20 protein-coding genes are annotated in these 21,219 nt (G+C 34.5%); 14 read left to right on the top strand and 6 right to left on the bottom strand.

What is annotated here, in order from left to right; genetic code table 11:
- Complete coding sequence (locus E0W69_RS19985; protein ID WP_131331811.1) at positions 1 to 333, top strand: hypothetical protein; 333 nt, start codon at positions 1 to 3, stop codon at positions 331 to 333.
- Between the two features lie 46 nt (positions 334 to 379).
- Here E0W69_RS19985 and E0W69_RS19980 read toward each other — a convergent pair whose 3' ends face one another.
- Positions 380 to 1,660, bottom strand: coding sequence for a serine hydroxymethyltransferase (locus E0W69_RS19980; RefSeq protein WP_131331810.1), 1,281 nt, complete (start codon positions 1,658 to 1,660; stop codon positions 380 to 382).
- 89 nt (positions 1,661 to 1,749) lie between these two features.
- Here E0W69_RS19980 and E0W69_RS19975 point away from each other — a divergent pair, with 89 nt between their 5' ends.
- Positions 1,750 to 2,742 carry a sugar phosphate nucleotidyltransferase gene (locus E0W69_RS19975; protein ID WP_131331809.1) on the top strand — a complete coding sequence of 331 codons (993 nt, stop codon included), beginning with the start codon at positions 1,750 to 1,752 and terminating at the stop codon, positions 2,740 to 2,742.
- 143 nt (positions 2,743 to 2,885) lie between these two features.
- Here E0W69_RS19975 and E0W69_RS19970 read toward each other — a convergent pair whose 3' ends face one another.
- Positions 2,886 to 3,845, bottom strand: a complete 960-nt coding sequence (locus tag E0W69_RS19970) for a 2-hydroxyacid dehydrogenase (RefSeq protein ID WP_131331808.1) — start codon at positions 3,843 to 3,845, stop codon at positions 2,886 to 2,888.
- 92 nt (positions 3,846 to 3,937) lie between these two features.
- Here E0W69_RS19970 and E0W69_RS19965 point away from each other — a divergent pair, with 92 nt between their 5' ends.
- The gene (locus tag E0W69_RS19965; protein ID WP_131331807.1) at positions 3,938 to 4,795 is read left to right on the top strand and encodes a helix-turn-helix domain-containing protein; all 858 of its coding nucleotides are present in this window, start codon (positions 3,938 to 3,940) and stop codon (positions 4,793 to 4,795) included.
- On the opposite strand, the gene coaD is transcribed toward E0W69_RS19965, so the two are convergent.
- Together coaD and E0W69_RS19955 are read right to left on the bottom strand one after the other, a co-directional pair.
- On the bottom strand, positions 4,796 to 5,269 hold the full coding sequence (gene coaD / locus E0W69_RS19960; protein ID WP_131331806.1) for a pantetheine-phosphate adenylyltransferase: 474 nt from the start codon (positions 5,267 to 5,269) through the stop codon (positions 4,796 to 4,798). It lies immediately after the preceding gene.
- Between the two features lie 35 nt (positions 5,270 to 5,304).
- The gene (locus E0W69_RS19955) at positions 5,305 to 6,246 is read right to left on the bottom strand and encodes an aspartate carbamoyltransferase catalytic subunit (RefSeq protein WP_131331805.1); all 942 of its coding nucleotides are present in this window, start codon (positions 6,244 to 6,246) and stop codon (positions 5,305 to 5,307) included.
- 91 nt (positions 6,247 to 6,337) lie between these two features.
- Between E0W69_RS19955 and ung the strand changes: the two genes are divergently transcribed.
- On the top strand, positions 6,338 to 7,012 hold the full coding sequence (gene ung / locus E0W69_RS19950) for a uracil-DNA glycosylase (protein ID WP_131331804.1): 675 nt from the start codon (positions 6,338 to 6,340) through the stop codon (positions 7,010 to 7,012).
- A gap of 10 nt (positions 7,013 to 7,022) precedes the next feature.
- The gene (locus E0W69_RS19945) at positions 7,023 to 7,766 is read left to right on the top strand and encodes a lysophospholipid acyltransferase family protein (protein ID WP_131331803.1); all 744 of its coding nucleotides are present in this window, start codon (positions 7,023 to 7,025) and stop codon (positions 7,764 to 7,766) included.
- 51 nt (positions 7,767 to 7,817) lie between these two features.
- On the opposite strand, the gene E0W69_RS19940 is transcribed toward E0W69_RS19945, so the two are convergent.
- On the bottom strand, positions 7,818 to 9,134 hold the full coding sequence (locus E0W69_RS19940; RefSeq protein ID WP_131331802.1) for a sugar porter family MFS transporter: 1,317 nt from the start codon (positions 9,132 to 9,134) through the stop codon (positions 7,818 to 7,820).
- 188 nt (positions 9,135 to 9,322) lie between these two features.
- Here E0W69_RS19940 and E0W69_RS19935 point away from each other — a divergent pair, with 188 nt between their 5' ends.
- The 9 genes from E0W69_RS19935 (at position 9,323) to E0W69_RS19895 (ending at position 18,855) form a co-directional block, all read left to right on the top strand.
- A complete protein-coding gene (locus E0W69_RS19935) occupies positions 9,323 to 9,616 on the top strand; it encodes a hypothetical protein (RefSeq protein WP_131331801.1) in 294 nt (97 codons plus the stop codon).
- The gene (locus E0W69_RS19930; RefSeq protein ID WP_131331800.1) at positions 9,588 to 10,532 is read left to right on the top strand and encodes an FAD:protein FMN transferase; all 945 of its coding nucleotides are present in this window, start codon (positions 9,588 to 9,590) and stop codon (positions 10,530 to 10,532) included. Before E0W69_RS19935 ends, E0W69_RS19930 begins: the two co-directional genes overlap by 29 nt.
- 3 nt (positions 10,533 to 10,535) lie before the next feature.
- On the top strand, positions 10,536 to 11,783 hold the full coding sequence (locus E0W69_RS19925; RefSeq protein WP_131331799.1) for an RnfABCDGE type electron transport complex subunit C: 1,248 nt from the start codon (positions 10,536 to 10,538) through the stop codon (positions 11,781 to 11,783).
- Complete coding sequence (locus tag E0W69_RS19920; protein WP_131331798.1) at positions 11,776 to 12,864, top strand: RnfABCDGE type electron transport complex subunit D; 1,089 nt, start codon at positions 11,776 to 11,778, stop codon at positions 12,862 to 12,864. The genes E0W69_RS19925 and E0W69_RS19920 overlap by 8 nt, the downstream gene beginning before the upstream one ends.
- Before the next feature lies 1 nt (position 12,865).
- Positions 12,866 to 13,522: a nitroreductase family protein gene (locus E0W69_RS19915; RefSeq protein ID WP_131331797.1), complete on the top strand. Its 657-nt coding sequence runs from the start codon at positions 12,866 to 12,868 to the stop codon at positions 13,520 to 13,522.
- Between the two features lie 82 nt (positions 13,523 to 13,604).
- Complete coding sequence (locus E0W69_RS19910; protein WP_131331796.1) at positions 13,605 to 15,848, top strand: heavy metal translocating P-type ATPase; 2,244 nt, start codon at positions 13,605 to 13,607, stop codon at positions 15,846 to 15,848.
- Positions 15,849 to 15,869: 21 nt separating this feature from the next.
- Positions 15,870 to 16,088 (top strand): heavy-metal-associated domain-containing protein, encoded by a 219-nt coding sequence (locus E0W69_RS19905; RefSeq protein WP_131331795.1) that lies wholly within the window; start codon positions 15,870 to 15,872, stop codon positions 16,086 to 16,088.
- 10 nt (positions 16,089 to 16,098) lie between these two features.
- Complete coding sequence (locus E0W69_RS19900; protein WP_150136682.1) at positions 16,099 to 16,500, top strand: HYC_CC_PP family protein; 402 nt, start codon at positions 16,099 to 16,101, stop codon at positions 16,498 to 16,500.
- 51 nt (positions 16,501 to 16,551) lie between these two features.
- Complete coding sequence (locus E0W69_RS19895) at positions 16,552 to 18,855, top strand: multicopper oxidase family protein (protein ID WP_225321339.1); 2,304 nt, start codon at positions 16,552 to 16,554, stop codon at positions 18,853 to 18,855.
- Between the two features lie 50 nt (positions 18,856 to 18,905).
- On the opposite strand, the gene E0W69_RS19890 is transcribed toward E0W69_RS19895, so the two are convergent.
- Positions 18,906 to 21,167, bottom strand: coding sequence for a S41 family peptidase (locus E0W69_RS19890; protein WP_131331793.1), 2,262 nt, complete (start codon positions 21,165 to 21,167; stop codon positions 18,906 to 18,908).
- Between the last annotated feature and the right edge of the window lie 52 nt (positions 21,168 to 21,219).

Here is a 21,219-nt window from a genome sequence, read left to right as displayed (position 1 = left end):
ATGAGCGCATTTGCTTTATTATTTGGTTTTCAATCAGGGCAATTTAGTGTAGTGGAAATCAAAAGATTGGATATCAACTCTGACAGAAAAGAAGATATCTATTATTGGATTCAAATTAAAAATTCAAATGGTAATTACGCGCTGAAAAGATTGAGTTTTGTATCCATGTCTCAAAATGAGAAAGAACAATTTCGGCAATTTCAAAAGGGGCGTTTGCATTTCAATAATACTACCGCAATATTTGAAAATGAAGAGGGAAAATTTGAACTACAAAAAATGGAAAATCTACCTCCAGATTTGGATAAGATAATTGGTCAATTCTTAATTGCATAAAAAAAGCGTAAGTGAAAACTTACGCTTTTTTACATCTAGATTCAAATTATCCCAATTCAGGATAAAGAGGGAAATCTTTCATAAATGCATTTACATCCCCTTTAATACCCGCAATTACATTTTCATCTTCAGGATTTCTGATAATTTTATCAAACGAATCCACGATGAATTGCATATCTTTTTCTTTCAAACCTCTTGTCGTAACAGCAGGGACACCGATACGTACACCAGAAGTAATGAATGCGCTCTTATCATCAAAAGGAACCATATTTTTATTACAAGTAATTTCTGCTTTTACAAGTGCTTGTTCTGCTTTTTTACCCGAGATATTTTTATTTCTCAAATCGATCAAGACCAAATGATTATCCGTACCACCACTGATGATATTGTAATCTTTAGCTACCAATAATTTTGCTAATTCTTGTGCATTTTTTTGAATTTGCAAAGCGTATTCTGTGTAATCATCAGACAAAACTTCACCGAAAGCAACGGCTTTACCTGCAATTACGTGTTCCAATGGACCACCTTGGATACCAGGGAAAACGGCCAAATTAATCATGCTGCTCATCGTCTTCAAATTTCCTTTGTTGTCTTTTACACCCCAAGGATTTTCGAAATCTTTACGCATCATGATAATACCACCTCTTGGTCCGCGCAATGTTTTGTGCGTTGTAGAGGTTACAATATGACAATAGTCAAATGGATCGTTTAATAATTGTTTTGCAATCAAACCCGCTGGATGCGCAATATCTGCCATGACAATAGCACCTACGCTATCAGCGATTTCTCTAATTCTTTTATAATCCCAGTCACGGCTATAAGCACTTGCACCGCAAATGATCATTTTAGGTTTTACAGCTTGCGCTTGTGACTCCATTTGTTCGTAATCCACATAACCTGTTTCTTTTTTTACACCGTAGAAATGAGGTTCGTATATTTTACCACTATAATTTACTGCAGAACCATGTGTCAAGTGACCACCCATGCTAAGATCCAATCCCAAAATTTTATCCCCAGGATTTAAAACGGCCAATGCAACGGCTGCATTTGCTTGTGCACCACTGTGTGGTTGTACATTGGCAAATTCGATATTGAAAATAGCTTTCAATCTATCTATAGCTAATTGTTCTACTTGATCGACAATCTCACAACCTGCATAATATCTATGCCCAGGATATCCTTCTGCATACTTATTAGTAAGTACACTTCCCATCGCTTGAATGGATTGTAAACTCGTAAAATTCTCTGACGCAATTAGCTCTAAACCAGATCTTTGTCTCCCTAATTCTTGATGTATTAAATCAAAAATCTGCGTATCTTTTTGCATGGATGTAAAATTTTTAGCGCAAATTTATACCTTGATGTTGAATTTTACTACTTTCACAACGAATAACTTTTACAGTAAATCAATTACGCATGAAAGCAATCATACCAGTTGCCGGTACAGGAGCCAAATTGAGACCACATACTTACACACAGCCAAAGGCTTTAATGCCCTTGGCAGGGAAGACAATTCTTGGGTATATCATCGACCGACTGAAAGCTGCCGGCATTACGGAATTTGTATTCATCATTGGTTATTTAGGAGAAAAAATTCAAGAATATGTGACCACATCTTATCCCGAAGTCACCAGTCACTTTGTCTTACAAAAAGATAGAAATGGTATTGCACACGCGATCTTAATGGTAGAGCAGATTGTTGGGGAGGATCAAATCTTAATCGCATTGGGAGATACGATTTGCGATTTTGACATAGAAAATGTTTTACACAAACAAGGCAATTTTATTGGGATCATGAAAGTAGAAGATCCGCGTCGTTTTGGGATTGTGGAAATGAATGAGAATGGAGAAATTACAAAATTGGTGGAAAAACCATCTATTCCGAAAAGTAATAAAGCGTTAGTTGGTGTTTATAAAATACAAGACACACAGACTTTATTTGAATGTATTAAACAACTTATCGAAAGAAATATTACAGAAAATAAAGAATACTCTTTAACTGACGCCTTGGAACTAATGAGAGAAAAGGAATCGTTATTGATTCCATTCAAAGTAAAATACTGGTATGACTGCGGTAGAAAAGATTCGATTATTGCGACCAATGCTTTGTTATTGGAGAGATTTGGAGGAAAAGTACACACCAGCGTAGCGCAAAACAATACGATCATCATTCCTCCTGTGGATATCGCTGCAGGATGTATTATTGAAAATTCTATTATCGGACCCAATGTCTCAATTGGAGAAAATACCCGAGTTTCTCACTCTGTCATAAAAGATAGCATTATAAATACCTATGCAACCTTATATGAAATTGTTATTGACAATTCAATAATTGGAAGTGATGCCAGTGTCAAAGGAATGAGTAGAAGTTTGAATATCGGCGATAATACGGAGATTGATTTTGGATAAAAAAAGCCAATGATTAGACAATCATCGGCCCAAAACAAACTATGAAAAAGACATTTAATTACTTAAATGGCTACCTCATTTATATAAACTCCAATTTCTATATATGGAGAAATAATTCCTTGTTTCTTTTTTAATAATATTTTCTAATAAATACTATAAGGAAGCTTCTCCCCTTTTAATCCAGCTAGAATATTTTCGGCTGCTAATCTTGCCATTTCATTTCTGGTATCTTCCGTAGCCGATCCAATATGTGGTAATACCGCAACATTTTCCATAAACAACAATGGATTTTTTGCATCCATTGGTTCAGGATGGGTAACATCCAAACCAGCACCCCAAATTGTTTTTTTCTTTAAGGCTTGGATCAATGCTTTTTCATCAACCATTGCACCTCGAGCGGTATTGACCAAAATACTAGTTGGTTTCATTAACTCAAATTGCTCCGTTCCAAAAAGACCCGTTGTTGCAGGTGTCAATGCCGCATGCAAAGTCAACACGTCACTATCTTTCAACAGTTTATTAAAACTTACCTTTTTAGCACCTAATTCCTTTTCAGCTTCTTCATTTTTTTTGCGATTGTGATAAATGACTTTCATTCCAAATGCATTCTTACAACGATTAGCCATTTCCATCCCGATTCGACCAAGTCCAAAAACACCTAATGTTTTCCCTTCCAAATCCTGTCCCAAATAAGCTGTCGGATCATAAAATCCCCAGTCACTATTGACAATTCTATTATAATTATAAATCGCTTTTCTCGCTGTCATCTGCATTAATAAAAATGCAGTATCTGCTGTCGCTTTACTCAATACGCCAGGCGTATTTCCAATTGGCATCTGCGCTTTTTTCGCAGCATCTACATCAACATTATCAAAACCAACAGATAATAAAGAAATCACGTTTAAATGTCCAACTTGACTAAGAAAATTTTCATCAATTTTATATGGTCCGACACAGATTAGCCCGTCAAAGCCTTTCAATTTTTCAATTAAATCAGGAGTTGAAAGATGCTCTTTCTTTTTCCAAATGGTTAATTTGATCCCTTTGGACTCTAAAATTTTTATTCCTTTTTCAGGCAGATTTCTAGTAACGAATACTTTCATGTTGTTTGTTTTGAATATCCTAGTGGCAAAGTTTACACATTTTATAAGAAAATTGTCTGTACTTTTAGAACATATTATTGTAACTTTAATATATGAAAAGACTGAAGCAATTCGAGCCATTAATCATAAGTGCATTTGAAGAACGTGTATATCATTTGCCTATGCACAATCACACTTACTTTGAGATCATCTATATTGTTTCAGGAAAAGGTAAGCACGTTTTGGACAATATGGAATTTGATTATGAGCCGAGCAGCATATTTTTTGTATCACCAGAAAATAAACATCATTTCAAAATAGAAGAAAAAACTCGATTCGTATTTATTAAATTCACCGATGCCTACTTCAACCAAAATAAATATTTAGATAATCAAAATGATTTTGCATTAAGTCCCAAAGAAATGATGCGTTATCCTTTATTGAAAGAAAGGGTATTATCGTTTGGACCTGATTGTAAATTAATATTAAGAAACGTAATTGAAAATATTCTCAATTATAAATGCAACGATAATTTAAGTAACTCTGCTGTCATATTTTTACAAATACTTTCTATATTCTCCTTGGTAAAAGAAAATATAAAACACAGTGAGGGTTTCTATTTGAATTCTGCTAAAGACAATGCCGACAATATATTGGCCTATATTCATGAGAAAATATATACACCTCATGCACTACAAATCAAACATATATCCGAACAATTTCATGTTGCGGAGAATTATTTCAGCGCCTATTTCAAACGTACATTCGAAATAAGTTTTAGAAATTATGTCAATAATTATCGTGCAAAATTGATTGAAAAACGTATTATCAGCGACAATCTATCTTTAAAACAAATTGCCGCAGAATTTGGCTTTACAGACGAAAGCCATTTGAGTAGATTTTTTAGAAATAAATTTGACCACTCTCCCAAAGAATATAAAATCCGAAATAGAGAACGTGTAAAAGTCTAATTATTTATTGTAGATTGTCTTTCGTACGACATCAGGCAAAAACATACTCGCGTCGCCATTATTTTTGATTACGTCGCGTACCATCGTAGAAGCTACAGAATTGTATATAGGAAGGCAAGTAAGAAACACAGTTTCAATCTCCGCATCCAAACTACGATTCATATCAGCAATCATTTTTTCGTATTCAAAATCACTGACGAATCGGATGCCACGAACAATATATTTGGCATTCAACTCTTGACAAAATTTTACGGTAAGACCTTCGTATACACTAGGAACGATTCGTTTTTCATCTTTAAAGATTTCATTTAACCAATCAATTCTCTGCTCCACACTATACATCGGCACTTTGGCGATATTGGTACCAATGCCAATAATTACTTTGTCAAAAATATTCAAAGCTCTTTTGGCTATATCAATATGACCAAGTGTAATAGGATCAAAAGTTCCGGGAAATAAGGCTATTTTTTCCATTTTATAAGCGTAAGTAGGAATTACAAAAGAAAACGCTAATTGTTCGATGCATTGGTACGATCTGCTAATAAATATAAAACAGACATTCTTACTGCTACACCGTTTTCTACTTCAGGTAAAATGATTGAATGCGGACCATCTGCCACATCACTATCCAATTCCACGCCTCGATTGATCGGACCTGGATGCATGATCGTAATATCTTTATTCAAACTATCCAACAATTTACTATTTACCCCAAATTGCAAACTATACTCTCTCAAGGAAGAGAATAATGGCTGATCCAATCTTTCCAATTGAATACGCAATACATTAGCAACATCGCACCATTGTAATGCTTTTTTGATATCGTATTCTACTTTTACAGGAAATGCTTGTTCTATATATTTTGGAATCAATGTAGGCGGACCGGCAAGCATCACTTCTGCGCCCATTTTATTCAAAAGATACATATCACTCATCGCTACACGACTATGCGAAATATCTCCCAAAATAGCCACTTTCAAGCCTTTCAAATCTCTTCCAAATTTCTGTTGGATAGAAAATGCTTCCAACAAAGCTTGTGTCGGATGTTCATTGATACCATCTCCAGCATTAACAATAGCTGCAGGAATATGCTTCGCCAAAAAATGCGGCGCACCACTTGCAGAATGGCGCATCACCACCATATCTACCTTCATGCTTAAGATGTTATTTACTGTATCTAATAAGGTTTCTCCTTTTTTAACAGAAGAGGCACTTGCTGTAAAGTTCAATGTATCCGCTGACAATCTTTTTTCCGCCAACTCAAAAGACATACGTGTCCTAGTTGAGTTTTCGAAAAATAAATTGACGATGGTTACATCACGTAAAGAGGGAACTTTTTTTACGGGTCGTTGTAATACTTCTTTAAATTGAGAAGCCGTGTCGAGGATTAACTCAATGTCTTCTTTCGTTAAATCCTTAATGCCTAAAAGATTACGCGTGGACAGTTTCATTAAAAGGCGAAGTTAATAGATATTCTCAAATCTCAAATTTTTAATTGCACTATTCTGTAGTAAAATTTGGATAACTGCCTATTTTTGAGCCATGAATGTACAAATGGAATCCAGTTGGAAAAATGTATTGAAAGTGGAATTTGAGAAACCTTATTTCAAAAATATTGTTCAATTTCTCAAAACAGAAAAGGAACAACATAAGATCATTTATCCGAAAGGGAATCTGATTTTCAATGCATTTAATCAGACACCATTTGACCAAGTAAAAGTGGTTATCATCGGACAAGATCCCTATCATGGACCAGATCAGGCGATGGGATTGTGTTTTTCTGTAGCGAAAGGAATTCCTACGCCACCGTCTTTGGTCAATATGTACAAAGAATTAAATACAGATATCGGCATGAATATCCCCAAAACAGGCGATCTAACAAGCTGGGCGCAACAAGGTGTTTTCATGCTCAATGCAACATTGACCGTACGCGCTGGCGAAGCCAATAGTCATGCACAAATCGGCTGGGGTAATTTTACAGATGCTGTTATTAAAAAGATTTCTGATGAAAAATCTGGCGTTGTATTTCTTTTATGGGGAAAATTTGCACAATCCAAAGCCGCTATGATCGACGCATCCAAACATCATATTTTGAAATCAGCACACCCATCTCCATTAAGTGCGTATAATGGTTTTTTCGGATGCAAACATTTCAGTAAAACCAATCAATTACTGGCATTACAAGGCAAAGAAGCGATTGATTGGAATCCTGCATAACATATTATTTATGAAGATTTTAAAAGAAATATTTGGAAGAATTTGGGCATTATGGGGATTGTTGCTTTTTGTAGCAACGATGTTCATTGCACTCCTATTTTTCCTACCATGTGCTATTTTACCTGAACCGAAAAAAGCATTTTGGCACAAGTCTGTTTCGAAAGTTTGGATGACGATTTATCTGAATTTGATCGGCTGTCCTTTAAAAATTTACAATAAAGACGTATTTAAAAAAGGAGAAAATTACATCGTTATTTGCAATCACAATAGCCTGATTGATATTCCCGTAACTACACCTTTTTTACCCAATCCTAATAAGACAATTGCCAAAAATAGTTTTGCAAAAGTTCCCTTTTTTGGATGGATTTATGCGTGGGGAAGCATTTTAGTAGATCGGAAAAGTATAAAAAGTAAGTCCGAAAGTTTTGAGGGCATGGTCAAAGTTTTGATGGATTGGCATATTGATATGGTCATTTATCCAGAAGGAACGAGAAATAAATCGGACAAACCTTTGGGTAAATTTTACGATGGTGCGTTCAAATTAGCTGAAAAAACGGGAAAAAATATTTTACCAAGTGTATTACTTAATGCACGTAAAGTGTTGCCCGCGAGCAAACCATTTTTTCTCATGCCACATAAATTGGAAATTCATTTTTTACCCGTAATTATTGCTAAAGGGAAAGATTTTCGTCAATTGAAAGAGGAAAGTTATCAAGCAATGTATACTTTTATTGAAAAGAGAAAAGGGCGATAATTATCGTACTTTTCTCTTTTGGTCACTTTTTCCTTGAATTGAAAAGTGACTTTAAATATTATCTTCCAATGAACGTCCTTTTGTTTCTGGCATTTTGAATATAGCCCAACCCAATAAGAAAAACATCATCACAAAGAAAAATCCAAAGGCATAAGTTGCACCTCCCGCCATATTGGCTATTACTGGAAATAAAAATGTGATAATCGTATCCAAACCCCAATGTGTCAAACTACCCAAAGTTTGCCCCTGCGCACGTACAGAATTGGGAAATATTTCAGAAATAAATACCCAAATAACGGAACCTAAAGACAAAGCAAAAAATGCTACATACATGAACAAGAAAATATGAATCTGTGATAAAAACGCTGGACTTTGGCTATAAAAAGAATAGGTTACCAAACCCAAAGAAACAATCAAGCCAACCGAACCGATAATCATCAAAGTCCGTCTTCCGATACGGTCGATAATCAAAATCGCAATTAAGGTAAACATGAAATTGACAATTCCCACACCGACGCTGGAGAGCAACGCATTATCTCGTCCAAAATGAGCAATCTCAAATATTCTTGGTGCAAAATACAAGATGGCATTTACTCCAGAAAATTGGTTAAACATCGCCATTGCAAATGCCAATAAGATGGGTTTTGCATATTTTTTTTGGAATAATTTTTCATTGACACCAGACTGTTTTGTTCTATCTCGATCAGAAATAATTTTCTCTACATCATTATTATAATCTTCTGGATTGATAATCTGCAATACGGTACGCGCCTCATCCACTTCGTCCAATCGATTAATTAACCAACGTGGACTGCGAGGAACGAATCTCAATAAAATCAAATAGATCAAAGATGGCACAGCTTGAATTCCCAACATGAAACGCCAAGAATTTTCCCCCATTCTTCCCAAAATATAATTGGAAAAATAAGAGATTAAAATACCCAAAATCACCATAAACTGAAACATTCCGACCATTTTACCACGAGATTTCGCAGGCGCAATTTCGGATATATAAATAGGCGCCGTAACAGATGAACCACCCACAGCGATGCCTCCCAAGAAGCGACATAATATAAATAAATACCAATTAGTCGACATCGCAGTACCAATAGAAGTGATCAAAAACAAGAATGCAATAGCAGAAAGCGTCTTGCGTCTTCCATATTTTTCCGAAGGAATACTTCCCAATGCCGCACCGACAACCGTACCTATCAAGGCGACAGAAATGGTAAATCCATGTTTCTCTGGTGATAAATGCCAAAATTGTTGAATCGCTTGCTCAGCACCGGAAATCACGGCAGTATCGAAACCAAACAAAAAGCCGCCAAGGGCGACAATAAAACTCCATCCAAAAACCTTATTTTTCATATGTGAATTGCATTATTGTTATTGTCGTAAGATAAAAAAAATATTTATTCTATCTCGTTTATTACCAACATATTAAGCATTTAATTTTTTGACGAAAAAAGTTTAACAAATTTTAAATGTTACAACAACAATTTTTATTTCTACCTTTATACTAGATAAGAAATCAAATAACTTATTGATTATCAATTATGAATATCTTAAAAAAGGTATGTCTTTATATATTGGGAATCAGCTTACTCTTATTGGGAAATAGAAAATTTTTACAAGATCTTCTACATCCAGCTGATGCAAACGAAGAAAATAAGGACGCACAACCACAAAATATTTCTTTTGATGTAATGCATTTGCAATACCATCCAGAAAACGACTCCCTATCTTCCGAGGAGCCGTATTTTCAAATTATGCGTTACGATCCGACAAAAGCAACCACGAGTTCACATATAGAATCTGACCATGCAGAGACCGCAACAGCAAGCAGCTAGACCACTCTATTGGACAAGAACAGAATTTTTATTTCATTGTCATTTCAAAATAAAAATTCCGCTATTCTATCCTGAAAATATTTTGGATGAATTATTTGAGGAAATAAAGCGAATCGACAAACTATACAATTCTTTTCAACCTCAATCCTATTTTTGGAAGGTCAATCAACAAGCTGGAGATTGGGTAAATGTAGACCAAACAACTATAGCGCTATTAAATAGAACTATAGAAATGTCGGATTATTTTAACGGTCAATACGATATTTCAATCACGCCGCTTTTGCGGTTATGGCATTTTTTTGATGAGGAGAAAAAATACATTCCTAAAGAATACGAAATTTTAGAAATTTTGGATAAGGTTAACTATAAAAATATTGAAATTAATCATGATAAGGTCAAGATTGCCAAAGGGATGGAATTAACAACCGGTTCTTTTCTAAAGTCATTTGCCGTGGATTGTATAGTTGATCAAATCAAAAACAAATACAAAATAACAGATGCGTTAATCAATGCTGGTGGCAGTACGATCTATGCGATAAATGATGATACACATCCTTATTGGAAAGTAAATATTCCAGACATTTCCAATCAAAAAGAAAATCTCGCAACTATCAAATTATCCAATACAAGTATCAATATTTCAGCGCAAAATCTATCTTTTGTAGAAATAAATGCAACCCAATTTGGACATATTATTCATCCAAAAACAGGACAACCTTCTACCAACAAACAAGTTGCAGTAATTACCGAAAATGCTTGTTCGGGTGATATGCTTTCGACTGGATTACTTTGTATGACGGACAACATAAAGGATACTATGGAAAATTTGGAAGAAAAATATCAAGCCTCTTCTTTATTAATTGATTCTACGAACAAAGAATATGCTTCCAGTAAATTTTCAACCTATAAATTATAGTCTATGATATCGATATTTTCTCCAAAAAATAAAATCAAATCAGTGCCATTAAGGTCTTTGACAGCACCTGAATTTGTAGAAATTAATTTTGGAAAAAATGTATCTACTATCGTCGAAATAGGCGATACCGTTTTAAAGTATCAGCCACTTGTAGCCACTACACAAAAATTTGCATCGATCATCCATGCTTCGATTTCGGGAACTATAGATGCTATTGAAGGAGATTTTGTTAGAATCAAAAATAACTTTTCAGATCAGGAATACACGTTCTCAGAAATAAATTTAACTACAATTACAAAAGATAATTTTGTTCAATTATTGCAAGACTATGGAATTGTAGGTGCAGGAGGTGCTATGTTCCCATCGCATATCAAATACGATATCGGAGATAAATCTGTAAAAACTTTTATTATCAACGCTGCTGAATGCGAACCTTATTTGACAGCAGATTATATTTTACTACAAGATCAATTTTCGGAAATTATAAAGACTGTAGACTTCATTGCGCAGCTATTTCAATTTAAAGAAATTGTAATTGGCATTGAAAAAACACATAAAAATTTACACAAACAACTTAATGAAATTATAGTCAACTCAAATAGTTCAGTTCCAATTATTATCAAATGGCTACCCGAAAGTTACCCACAAGGAGGCGAATTACAATTGATTCAATCCGTTATAGGTATTGAGCTAGCAAGAGGTACGCTTCCAATTGAAAAAGGAATTATGGTCAATAATATTGCGACAATCCAAGCCATTCACAATGTTTTATTTCAAAATATTCCATTTACAGAAAGGATTGTAACGATAGCAGGCGATAGCATTCCTAATACTGGTAACTATAAAATCCCAATAGGAATGTCTCTCAACGAGATACAACATCAATTATTTCCTGATGCGGATTTAAGTAATTTCAACATTATTGCAGGTGGACCGATGATGGGAAAAATCATTACAGAAAGGAATTATGCTATAAAGAAAGGAAATGGAGGTTTGCTTTTTTTACAAAAACATTCCGCTACAGACTATAATTGTATTAAATGTGGAGATTGTGTCAATGTGTGTCCAATGAATTTAATGCCCTTAAATTTCGTCTTAGATAATTACGAAAATGATTTGCAAAAATTTAAAGAAGACAGAATTACAGATTGTATAGAATGCGGTGCTTGCGCCTATGTGTGTCCAAGCAACGTACCATTGATTGAAGGAATATTATCTGGAAAAAACAAACTCAAACAAGCCAATGCTTAATGCGACTTATTTAAATACAGCACCATTTATTCGTCATAAATCAACGGCAAATATAGTTATGATGGACGTCATCATTGCATTATTACCGATGATTATATTCGCATATTTGGCGCATGGTTGGTGGTCACTAACTATAATATTACTCTGTATTGTCACTTCTCTCTTAACGGATTTGATAGGAAGTTGTTTACTTTTGAATAAAACGACAACTATTTTTGATGGTTCATCCATTATAACGGGAATTTTACTTTCTTTTACGTTGTCTCCTTTTACCAATTGGGGTGTGGTAGTTTTTGGAAGCTTTTGTGCGATTCTTTTTGGTAAAATATTATGGGGTGGTTTGGGTAAAAATTTAATCAATCCGGCACTACTAGGGAGAGAATTTATGAGCGCTTTTTTTCCAGATGATATGAATAGTTCAAGTCTTTGGTCTGGAAAAAACTATGTAAATGTAGACACACAACATTTTTTCGAAAATATTCCTATCAACAAAACACTACAATCAATAATATACAAGCCTTATGGCGCAATTGGAGAATATTCTGTGTTATTCTTAGTGCTTGGTGGACTCTATTTAATTATCCGAAAACGTATTTCTTGGCATATTCCACTATGTTTGGCTTTATGTTTTACCGCATTAAATCTAATCTTTCCCATATCTGAAAACATTGCATTTGGAGGCATTGTTCTTGGAGCAATATATATGGCTACCGATATGCCATCTAGCCCAGTTACTAATAGTGGTAAAGCTTATTATGGTTGTCTGATTGGCATAGTTGCCTTTATCTTGTTAAAAGACAAAATAAGTCACGAATACATGTCTTTTTCGATCATCTTACTGAATATTTTTTCTAGAAAAATAAACGATATTTTTACCCCCAGACCTTGGTCAAAAAAATTGGACTATCAATCAAGGTTTAATAATATTAGTAACTTAACAATTCAAATATTAATAACCACACTCGCCGTGATGAGTTTATTTTATTTCAAACTCACACAATGGGCAGTTTACCTTTTTATAGTGTACATCATTCTTCAATTTACCAATAAATCACAACGTGAAATCGATCAAACTATTTAATATGAATAAGTCAATATTTCTTTTTGCATTTATCACAATCATTCTTTCTTCTTGCGCTGAGAAAAAATCACGCGAAGTGTACAATGGCACCGCCAAAGAAGCAATTATCAACAATATTCTAACGAGACGTTCCATCCGAGAATATACGGACCAACCAGTTCCCAACAAGCTGATTGACTCCATTATGAAGTGTGCCATTTATGCACCAAGCGCTAATAATAATCAATCATGGGAATTAAGAATTATTAAAAACAAACAACTTTTAGATAAGGTAAATGACCATTTCCTTACGTATGCAAAAACCAAAAAATTATCTGGTCATGCAGCGTTGGCAAATGTTCCAGGTTCTGGTTTTCACTCCTTCTATAAAGCGCCAGTTTTGCTAGTTTTGGCACATGATAAAACCAATCCTTATAGTTTGCTTGACGCTGGTCTAATTACAGAAAATATCCTATTAAGTGCACATGCATTGGGATTGGGCACTTGTCCATTAGGTTCATTAGTAACGATTTTTACCAATCCAGACAATCAAGATATCATCAAACCATTGAATTTTTCAGATAATTTCGAACCATGTTTGACTATTGCCTTAGGTTACCCAAATGAAAATCCTCTTCCAAAAGAAAGATTTTCAGATAAGGTGAAATATGTTGAATAACCATAATCTTATAACAATTTGCCATAATTGTATAACATAATTTCCATTTCCACAATCTAACTTTGTAGGAAAATTAGGTATCATGGCAATGGTAGAAGATAGAATAGACGAAAAGACAAAAAAGACATTTCCTGTATTGGAAATGTCTTGTGCTGCCTGTGCTAATAGTGTGGAAACTATCTTACAATCCCAACCAGGCGTTGTAAATGCAACAGTTAATTTTGCAAATGCTACCGCCAATGTAGAGTATAACAACTCACTCACTAATTCTAATAAATTAAAATCAGCCGTCCAATCCATTGGTTACGACTTGATGATAGATGATTCTGAAAAAGCAAAAGAAGATTTAGAAAAAATAAAGGAAAACAATGCCCTTGCGTTAAAAAGAAAAGCAATTGGCGCCTTAATTTGTTCCTTTCCTCTATTCCTATTAGCTATGATACCATCACTCATGCATCAGCAATGGGCAAGGGTAATCATGTGGTTATTAGCAACGCCGGTAGTTTTCTATTTTGGAAAACAGTTTTATATTAACGCGTGGAAACAACTACAACATAAGTCCGCTAACATGGATACACTAGTTGCGTTGAGTACTGAAGTTGCATATATTTATAGTGTAATAAGTTTATTTTTTCCCAATATTTGGTTGAGAAATCACTTGGAGCCGCATGTATATTTCGAAGCATCGGCAGTGGTCATCACATTTGTGTTACTAGGTCGAATATTAGAAGAAAAAGCAAAAAATAATACGAGTAGTGCGATAAAAAAATTAATGGGTTTACAACCTAAAACTGTCACTATTATCCAAAATGGACAACCGATCGAAAGTCCTATTCAAAATATTAGTTTGGGTAATATTCTCTTAGTCAAACCAGGAGAAAAAATTGCAGTTGATGGTATTGTTGTTGAAGGATCATCATACATTGATGAGAGCATGCTTTCTGGCGAACCTATTGCAGTAAAGAAAGACAAGGCCAGTAAAGTTCTTGCAGGCACCATTAATCAAAATGGGACATTACAGTACAAAGCAGAAAAAATTGGATCCGACACTGTTCTTGCGCAGATTATACAGTCTGTACAAGATGCACAAGGAAGCAAAGCTCCCGTACAGAAACTAGTAGATAAAATTGCGAGCATATTTGTTCCTATAGTGTTGATTATAGCAGTTATTAGTTTTATCCTTTGGTATTTCTTTGCCCCTAGCAATAATATTTCCATGGCATTTTCTGCTTTTGTAACAGTTTTGGTTATTGCGTGCCCTTGTGCATTGGGATTAGCGACACCAACAGCCATTATGGTAGGAATTGGGAAAGGTGCGGAAAATGGAATTCTAATAAAAGACGCAGTTATACTAGAGAAAGCAGAAAAAATTACAGATATCGTTTTGGATAAAACAGGAACGATTACTCAAGGTAATCCGTCTGTAGTGGATAGTATCGCATTGGAAAATTTATCAGAAACAGAAAAAAACATTTTTTATTCTATTGAAGCAAATTCTCAACATCCATTAGCTAAAGCGATAACGAATAGTTTGGGTAAAAATGCGCAATTATTAAAAGTACAAATTTCCAATATAGAAGGCAAAGGCATCGAGGGAATATTTGAATCAGCGAAATATTATATTGGCAATAAAACACTATTAGATTCATTAGAAATTCAATTGCCGGAAAATATAGAAAAATGGAGTGTAGCACAATTTGAATTAGCGAGAACTGTCGTATTTCTCCTTGGTAAAAATAAGGTTTTGGCAGGAATGGCGATTGCAGATGCAATCAAACCAAGTAGTAAAGAAGCCATTGAAATTTTGCAAAATAATTTTCATATTCAAATACATTTATTAACAGGCGACAATAGTCAAACAGCCGAAGCCGTTGCTAAACAATTGGGGATAAAAAATGTAGTTGCGAATGCACTACCAAGTAACAAATTAGATTACATAAAAAGTATTCAAAAACAAGGGAAAGTGGTTGCCATGGTTGGCGATGGCATCAACGACAGTAATGCTTTGGCACAAGCTGACGTAAGTATCGCAATGGGTAATGGTAGTGATATTGCTATGGATGTTGCTCAAATGACTATTTTGAGTTCGGGTTTGAAAAAAATCCATCAGGCAATCCAACTATCCAAACAAACAGAAAAAACAATTCGTACGAATTTATTTTGGGCATTTATTTACAATGTAATTGGCATCCCAATTGCAGCAGGAGCATTGTATCCCATCAATCATTATTTACTCAATCCGATGATTGCAGGAGCTGCGATGGCATTTAGTAGTGTAAGTGTAGTTTGCAATAGTTTATTGTTAAAATCAAGAAAACTTTTATAATTTAATTTAAAATTTAGAATTATGTCAACATTAAAATTCAATACAACCTTGAAATGTTCAGGTTGCGTCAATACAATCAAACCAAATTTTGATAATGAAAAATCTATCCAAAATTGGGAAGTAGATCTAAATAGTAATCCTAAAGTATTGACCGTAGAAACGGATAGTTTAAAACCAGAGGAAATTCAAGTTTTGCTACAAAAGTCAGGATATAAAGGTGATTTAATTTCAGAAAATTAATAGCAATTCATTGAGGAAAATCGTTTCCATATTTCTATTGGTATTGTATTGCCTTACTGCAACCGGAGCGGGATTCCGGTTGCACTTTTGCATGCATAAATTTAGTCATTGGAATTTTGCACTGAATGGACAACATTCTGACCTCAAAAGCAGTGCCATCCAATTTGACCAGAATTGTAGTTGTTGTAAAGATGAAATTTATCAGATTCATACCGATCACTCCTATTTTCATTCTAATTATGAAAAATCACAACTCACTCAAATAGTAACGATAGTTCCTGCTATTTTTCATAGTTATGATTATACAATAGTACAATATGCCAAAGAACAAAAATTAAGACTCGCGTGGAAACCACCAGATCATATTTATCCAAATAAATTATTTATCCCAATAAATCAGTGGCGTATTTGATCCTATTCATTTTACTAGAAAATATATTTCCAAAAATGAAAGAATACAAATATGTACAAGATTTTAGCTACAATTTTAGCTCTATTTACTATAATTAATTATAGCCATGCACAGCATCATCACATGGCGAACTATACAGACTCCGCAAGATTACCAGAAAGAATGCAACATGGTACTAATGTAACGTATCACTTATATGTCACAGATACCATGGTAAGTTACAATAAGCACAAGCCTGTTATGGGCATGGCAATTAATGGCGCAATTCCTGGTCCAGCACTCAATTTTACACTAGGAGATACTGCATGGATTTATGTTCACAATCTGACAGATATGGAAACTTCTATTCATTGGCATGGATTAATTTTACCCAATGAAGAAGATGGCGTTCCTTACTTAACCACCGCGCCAGTCAAAGCACACGGGACACATTTATACAAATTTCCCATAACGCATACAGGTACATATTGGTATCATAGTCATGATATGTTACAACAACAAAGCGGATTGTATGGCGCATTTATCGTTCGAAAAAAAGACGACGATCGTTCGCATGACTATACTTTAGTTTTGAGTGATTGGACCAATGATAAACCTGAGCAAGTGAATCGTTTTTTACATCAAGGAAATGACTGGTATGCCATCAAAAAACATGCAGTTCAAAGCTATGGAGAAGCAATAGTTTCTGGACATTTGGGAACTAAAATTGGAAATGAGTGGAAAAGAATGGAGGCGATGGACGTGAGCGATGTTGCCTACGACGCATTTACCTCCAATGGAAAAATCAATCAATATTTATCCCAATATCACAAAGGGGACAAAGTACATATTCATGTGGTGAATGGTTCCTCCTCTACTTATTTTTGGCTGACTTGGGCAGGCGGAAAAATGTCTGTAGTGGCCAACGACGGGATGCCAGTCAAACCTGTTCCCGTGGACAAAATGATTATCGGAACGGCAGAAACCTACGATATCGAATTGACCATTCCCGAAAATATGCAATATGAATTAAGAGCTACTTCGGAAGATCGGATTGGTCACACATCCACATGGTTTGGCAAAGGAATGAAAATGGAAGCTCCGAATCTTGGCAGACTAGATTATTTCGCTGGGATGAAGATGATGAATAAGATGATGAACATGAATGGTACCATGAATGATATGGGCATGGATATGAGTTTGCAAAAAATGGATATGAATAAAGTCATGTATCCCGAGTTGAAAAAAACAAAATCCTCTACCATGACCAAAGACACGTCGATGTCTTCTTCTATGAGAAAAATGGATATGTCGCACATGGATCATATGCAAGGAATGAGTGGAATGAAAATGTCCGATTCTAAAAATGAACCCGTCGTACTAAACTACGCCATGCTAGAGTCTCCGACACCGACAACTTTACCTGAAGGAAAATGGAAAACATTGACATTCGAACTATGGGGTAATATGAATCGCTATGTTTGGACAATCAACAATAAAACAGTTTCTGAATCGGATGCGATTTTGATCAAAAGAGGTGAAAATATCCGTATTATTTTAAAAAATCAATCAATGATGCGTCATCCGATGCATTTGCATGGTCATTTTTTTAGAGTATTGAACGGTTCGGGGGAATATTCTCCTTTGAAAAACACATTGGACATTATGCCAATGGAAACCGATACTTTGGAATTTCATGGATCCGAATATGGCGATTGGTTTTTCCATTGTCACATTTTGTATCATATGATGAGTGGCATGGGACGTATTTTCCGATATGAAAATTCGCCTTATAATCCGCAAGTTCCGGATCCAGATAAGGCGTACAAAATTGCCGGAAAAGATGATCAAAAAATCTATCCACATGTAGATGCCGAATTTCAGTCCAACAATACCAATGGAACAGCAGAATTATTTAACACGCGTTATCGTCTTTGGACAGATTGGGCAGTTGGATATAATAGTGAAGCAGGTTATTCATCCGAAACCCATTTCGGTAGATATATTGGGAAAATGCAATGGTTTTTACCTTATGTTGGTTGGGATTTTAGACATCGTACAGGCAATTTCAAGGAAACAAATATTTTCGGTCAATCGAATACCAAAAATGATCGTCGTGTTTTTTGTATGGGATTTCAATACACATTACCCATGTTAATTACTGCCGATACTAGAATTGATACCGAAGGTAAATTACGCGTCCAATTTTCTAAAAATGACATAGCCATCACCGAAAAAATAAGAGGTGAAGCAATGTGGGATACGGACAAAGAATGGTCTGCAGGTGTTCGTTACATTATGGGAAAATATTGGGGTATTTCTGCGCACTATGATAGTAATATCGGTGTTGGTGCAGGTATTTCTTTGAATTATTAATATAAAAAACGATCTAGTTTATGTATTAGCTAGATCGTTTCTTACTTAATCTAATTTAATAAATCTAAGGCTTTATCTAAATATTCATCTTTACCTTGTTTAATGCCATCTATGGACCTATTTACATAAATATCAGGTAGTATGCCTAACAAATGATGTTTGGATCCGTCATGATTTTTCACCATCATTCCTGTCCAAGAAATTGTATAACCACCAGGAAGATTAAAAGGGTTAATATCGCCATTGGTACCTGCCGTGGGCTGACCAATTATAGTTGCAAGTTTAAAGTCTTTGATGAATCCCATGTAACTTTCTGCATAACTGATAGATCTACCATCTATTAAAAATATCACTTTAGCATTTATATGCGGATTTGTAGTATCCATATTCCAACCTAACTCTAAATACTCTATATTTTTCTGATCTGGATAAGTCGTTTTAGGTATAAACATCCATTTTGTATCTTCTTTCTGAGTCAATAAATGATTGATTAAATTATGATTTCCGTTTGGATATCCTCTTAAATCGCAAATAATACCCTTTGCTGTACTTAATTTAGGCATCCATTGGTCTATCGTATCCTTGGATATGGTATTTAAATTCAGATAAAATATACCTGGCTTAATTTCTCCACTCGGTTTAAACGCTTTTTTTGTTCTAGTATAATAAGTGTAGCTATCCATATTACGATTCATTGTAATCGGATTCTCCATTCTATCAATTTTAAGCACAATCGGATTTTGTTTTGCTCCATTTGTAAAAATATTAAGTGCTCGATATTGTTTCCATTGTTTAGACCCTGATATTTCTGCCATAATTCGATCTAAATACTGTATTGCTACTATACCATTAATTTTTTCAATTACATCTCCCGATTGTAAATCCGAAAATGTCGAATCAAAGATTTTATCGACAACTATATGATCGTCAACAATAGTTAAAGAAATTGGCAACTGCCATCTGTTTAAGGTATCTCCTTTATAACTTACCCAGATATGTCCATCATTTAATGAAGCTGTCAATTGCATTAAAGTTTTTTCAAAATCTAAACTATTCTTAACATTATAAGCATGCACTACAGCTGTATGCAAAATTGATATCGGATCTGACGAAGCATCTTGCCAATAAGGGAAAAAATGCTTAAAGATATTCCAAGTAATAACAATATCGGCGAAGCGTACATTAAGATTATCTCCTGTTTTATTATTCACGTTTACGTGAATTAATGCATTGTATAAATTATTATAAGCATTGGAATCTCCTTTTGGGTAAGTATGGCTTGCATCACCATATACCGATATAGGAAAAATTACGTTCACCCCCTTTACCAACTCGGCATTATATAACGATAACGGCTTCGGAATATTTTTATAGTCAATACTATCTATAATTTTTGAATTATCAATAGGTTTGACCCTTGCGATCTGAATAACAGGTCCAATCGAATCTTTATAATAAGAGTAGGAATAATTATCTTTTTTATTATAAAACCACTTATCAGGCAAACCTTCCGCATTTTTCAGTTTCAAATCAGCATTTTCAACTGGCAACAAGCTCCAATTCTCATTATTATTTGATCTCTTAAAAATTTTAATTGAGTCTATCCAAATCTTACCTTTTCCTGCCAAAAAAGCGCCAAAATAGATATTCAGTGCGTCATTATCCACCTTTCCTTCGATACTATAATTCTGCCATTTATTACTAACTATTGGATTATTATTCATATTATTAAAGAATCCCATACCATTTTTTTTATCCACTCTTAGCCAAAAATGACCGCTACTTCCGTCCTCTACATCCGCTTTCATTTTACCAACAAGTTTGATAAATTTTCCATTTAACCCTTTAGAATCTAAATCATAACTTATAGGAAAGAATTGTGCACCTTTACTTTCCTTTTCAGTCGTATATTTCCGATTAAAACGTTGACTAAAATAGGTCTCTCCTGTATTATTTATCCCAACTCCTTGATGAAACCAAAAAATATTTTTGTTTATATTTTTGTCTTTAGGCGTTATAGTTTGTATATCAAACTTAGGAGATTTAGCAATGCGAATTGAGGGAGCTATCGGTTTAAATAGTTCATATAAGGTCTTCTTCAATTCCACATCTGAAGTAACATTTTTTACCTTGGAAATTCCATAAATGGCAAATTTATCCCAGTTCAAAGATGCAGCTTCATCTGAAGGATGGAAATATCTAATATAACCATACAATTTAGTGAAAGCCTCCACATTTCTTATTTCTTGTTTGTTTTGGGCATGTACGATAAATGCTAGTAGTTGTGCTAAAATTAAGGACAGGTATTTCATAAAAGTATTTTGATTAAATAAAAATATTTATAAGTTTGAATAAATATTGTTA

The sequence above is a fragment of the Rhizosphaericola mali genome, from assembly GCF_004337365.2.
Lineage (GTDB): Bacteria > Bacteroidota > Bacteroidia > Chitinophagales > Chitinophagaceae > Rhizosphaericola > Rhizosphaericola mali.
The sequence above is the reverse complement of the archived record's forward strand: the minus strand, read 5'-3'. Positions and strand labels throughout refer to the sequence as shown.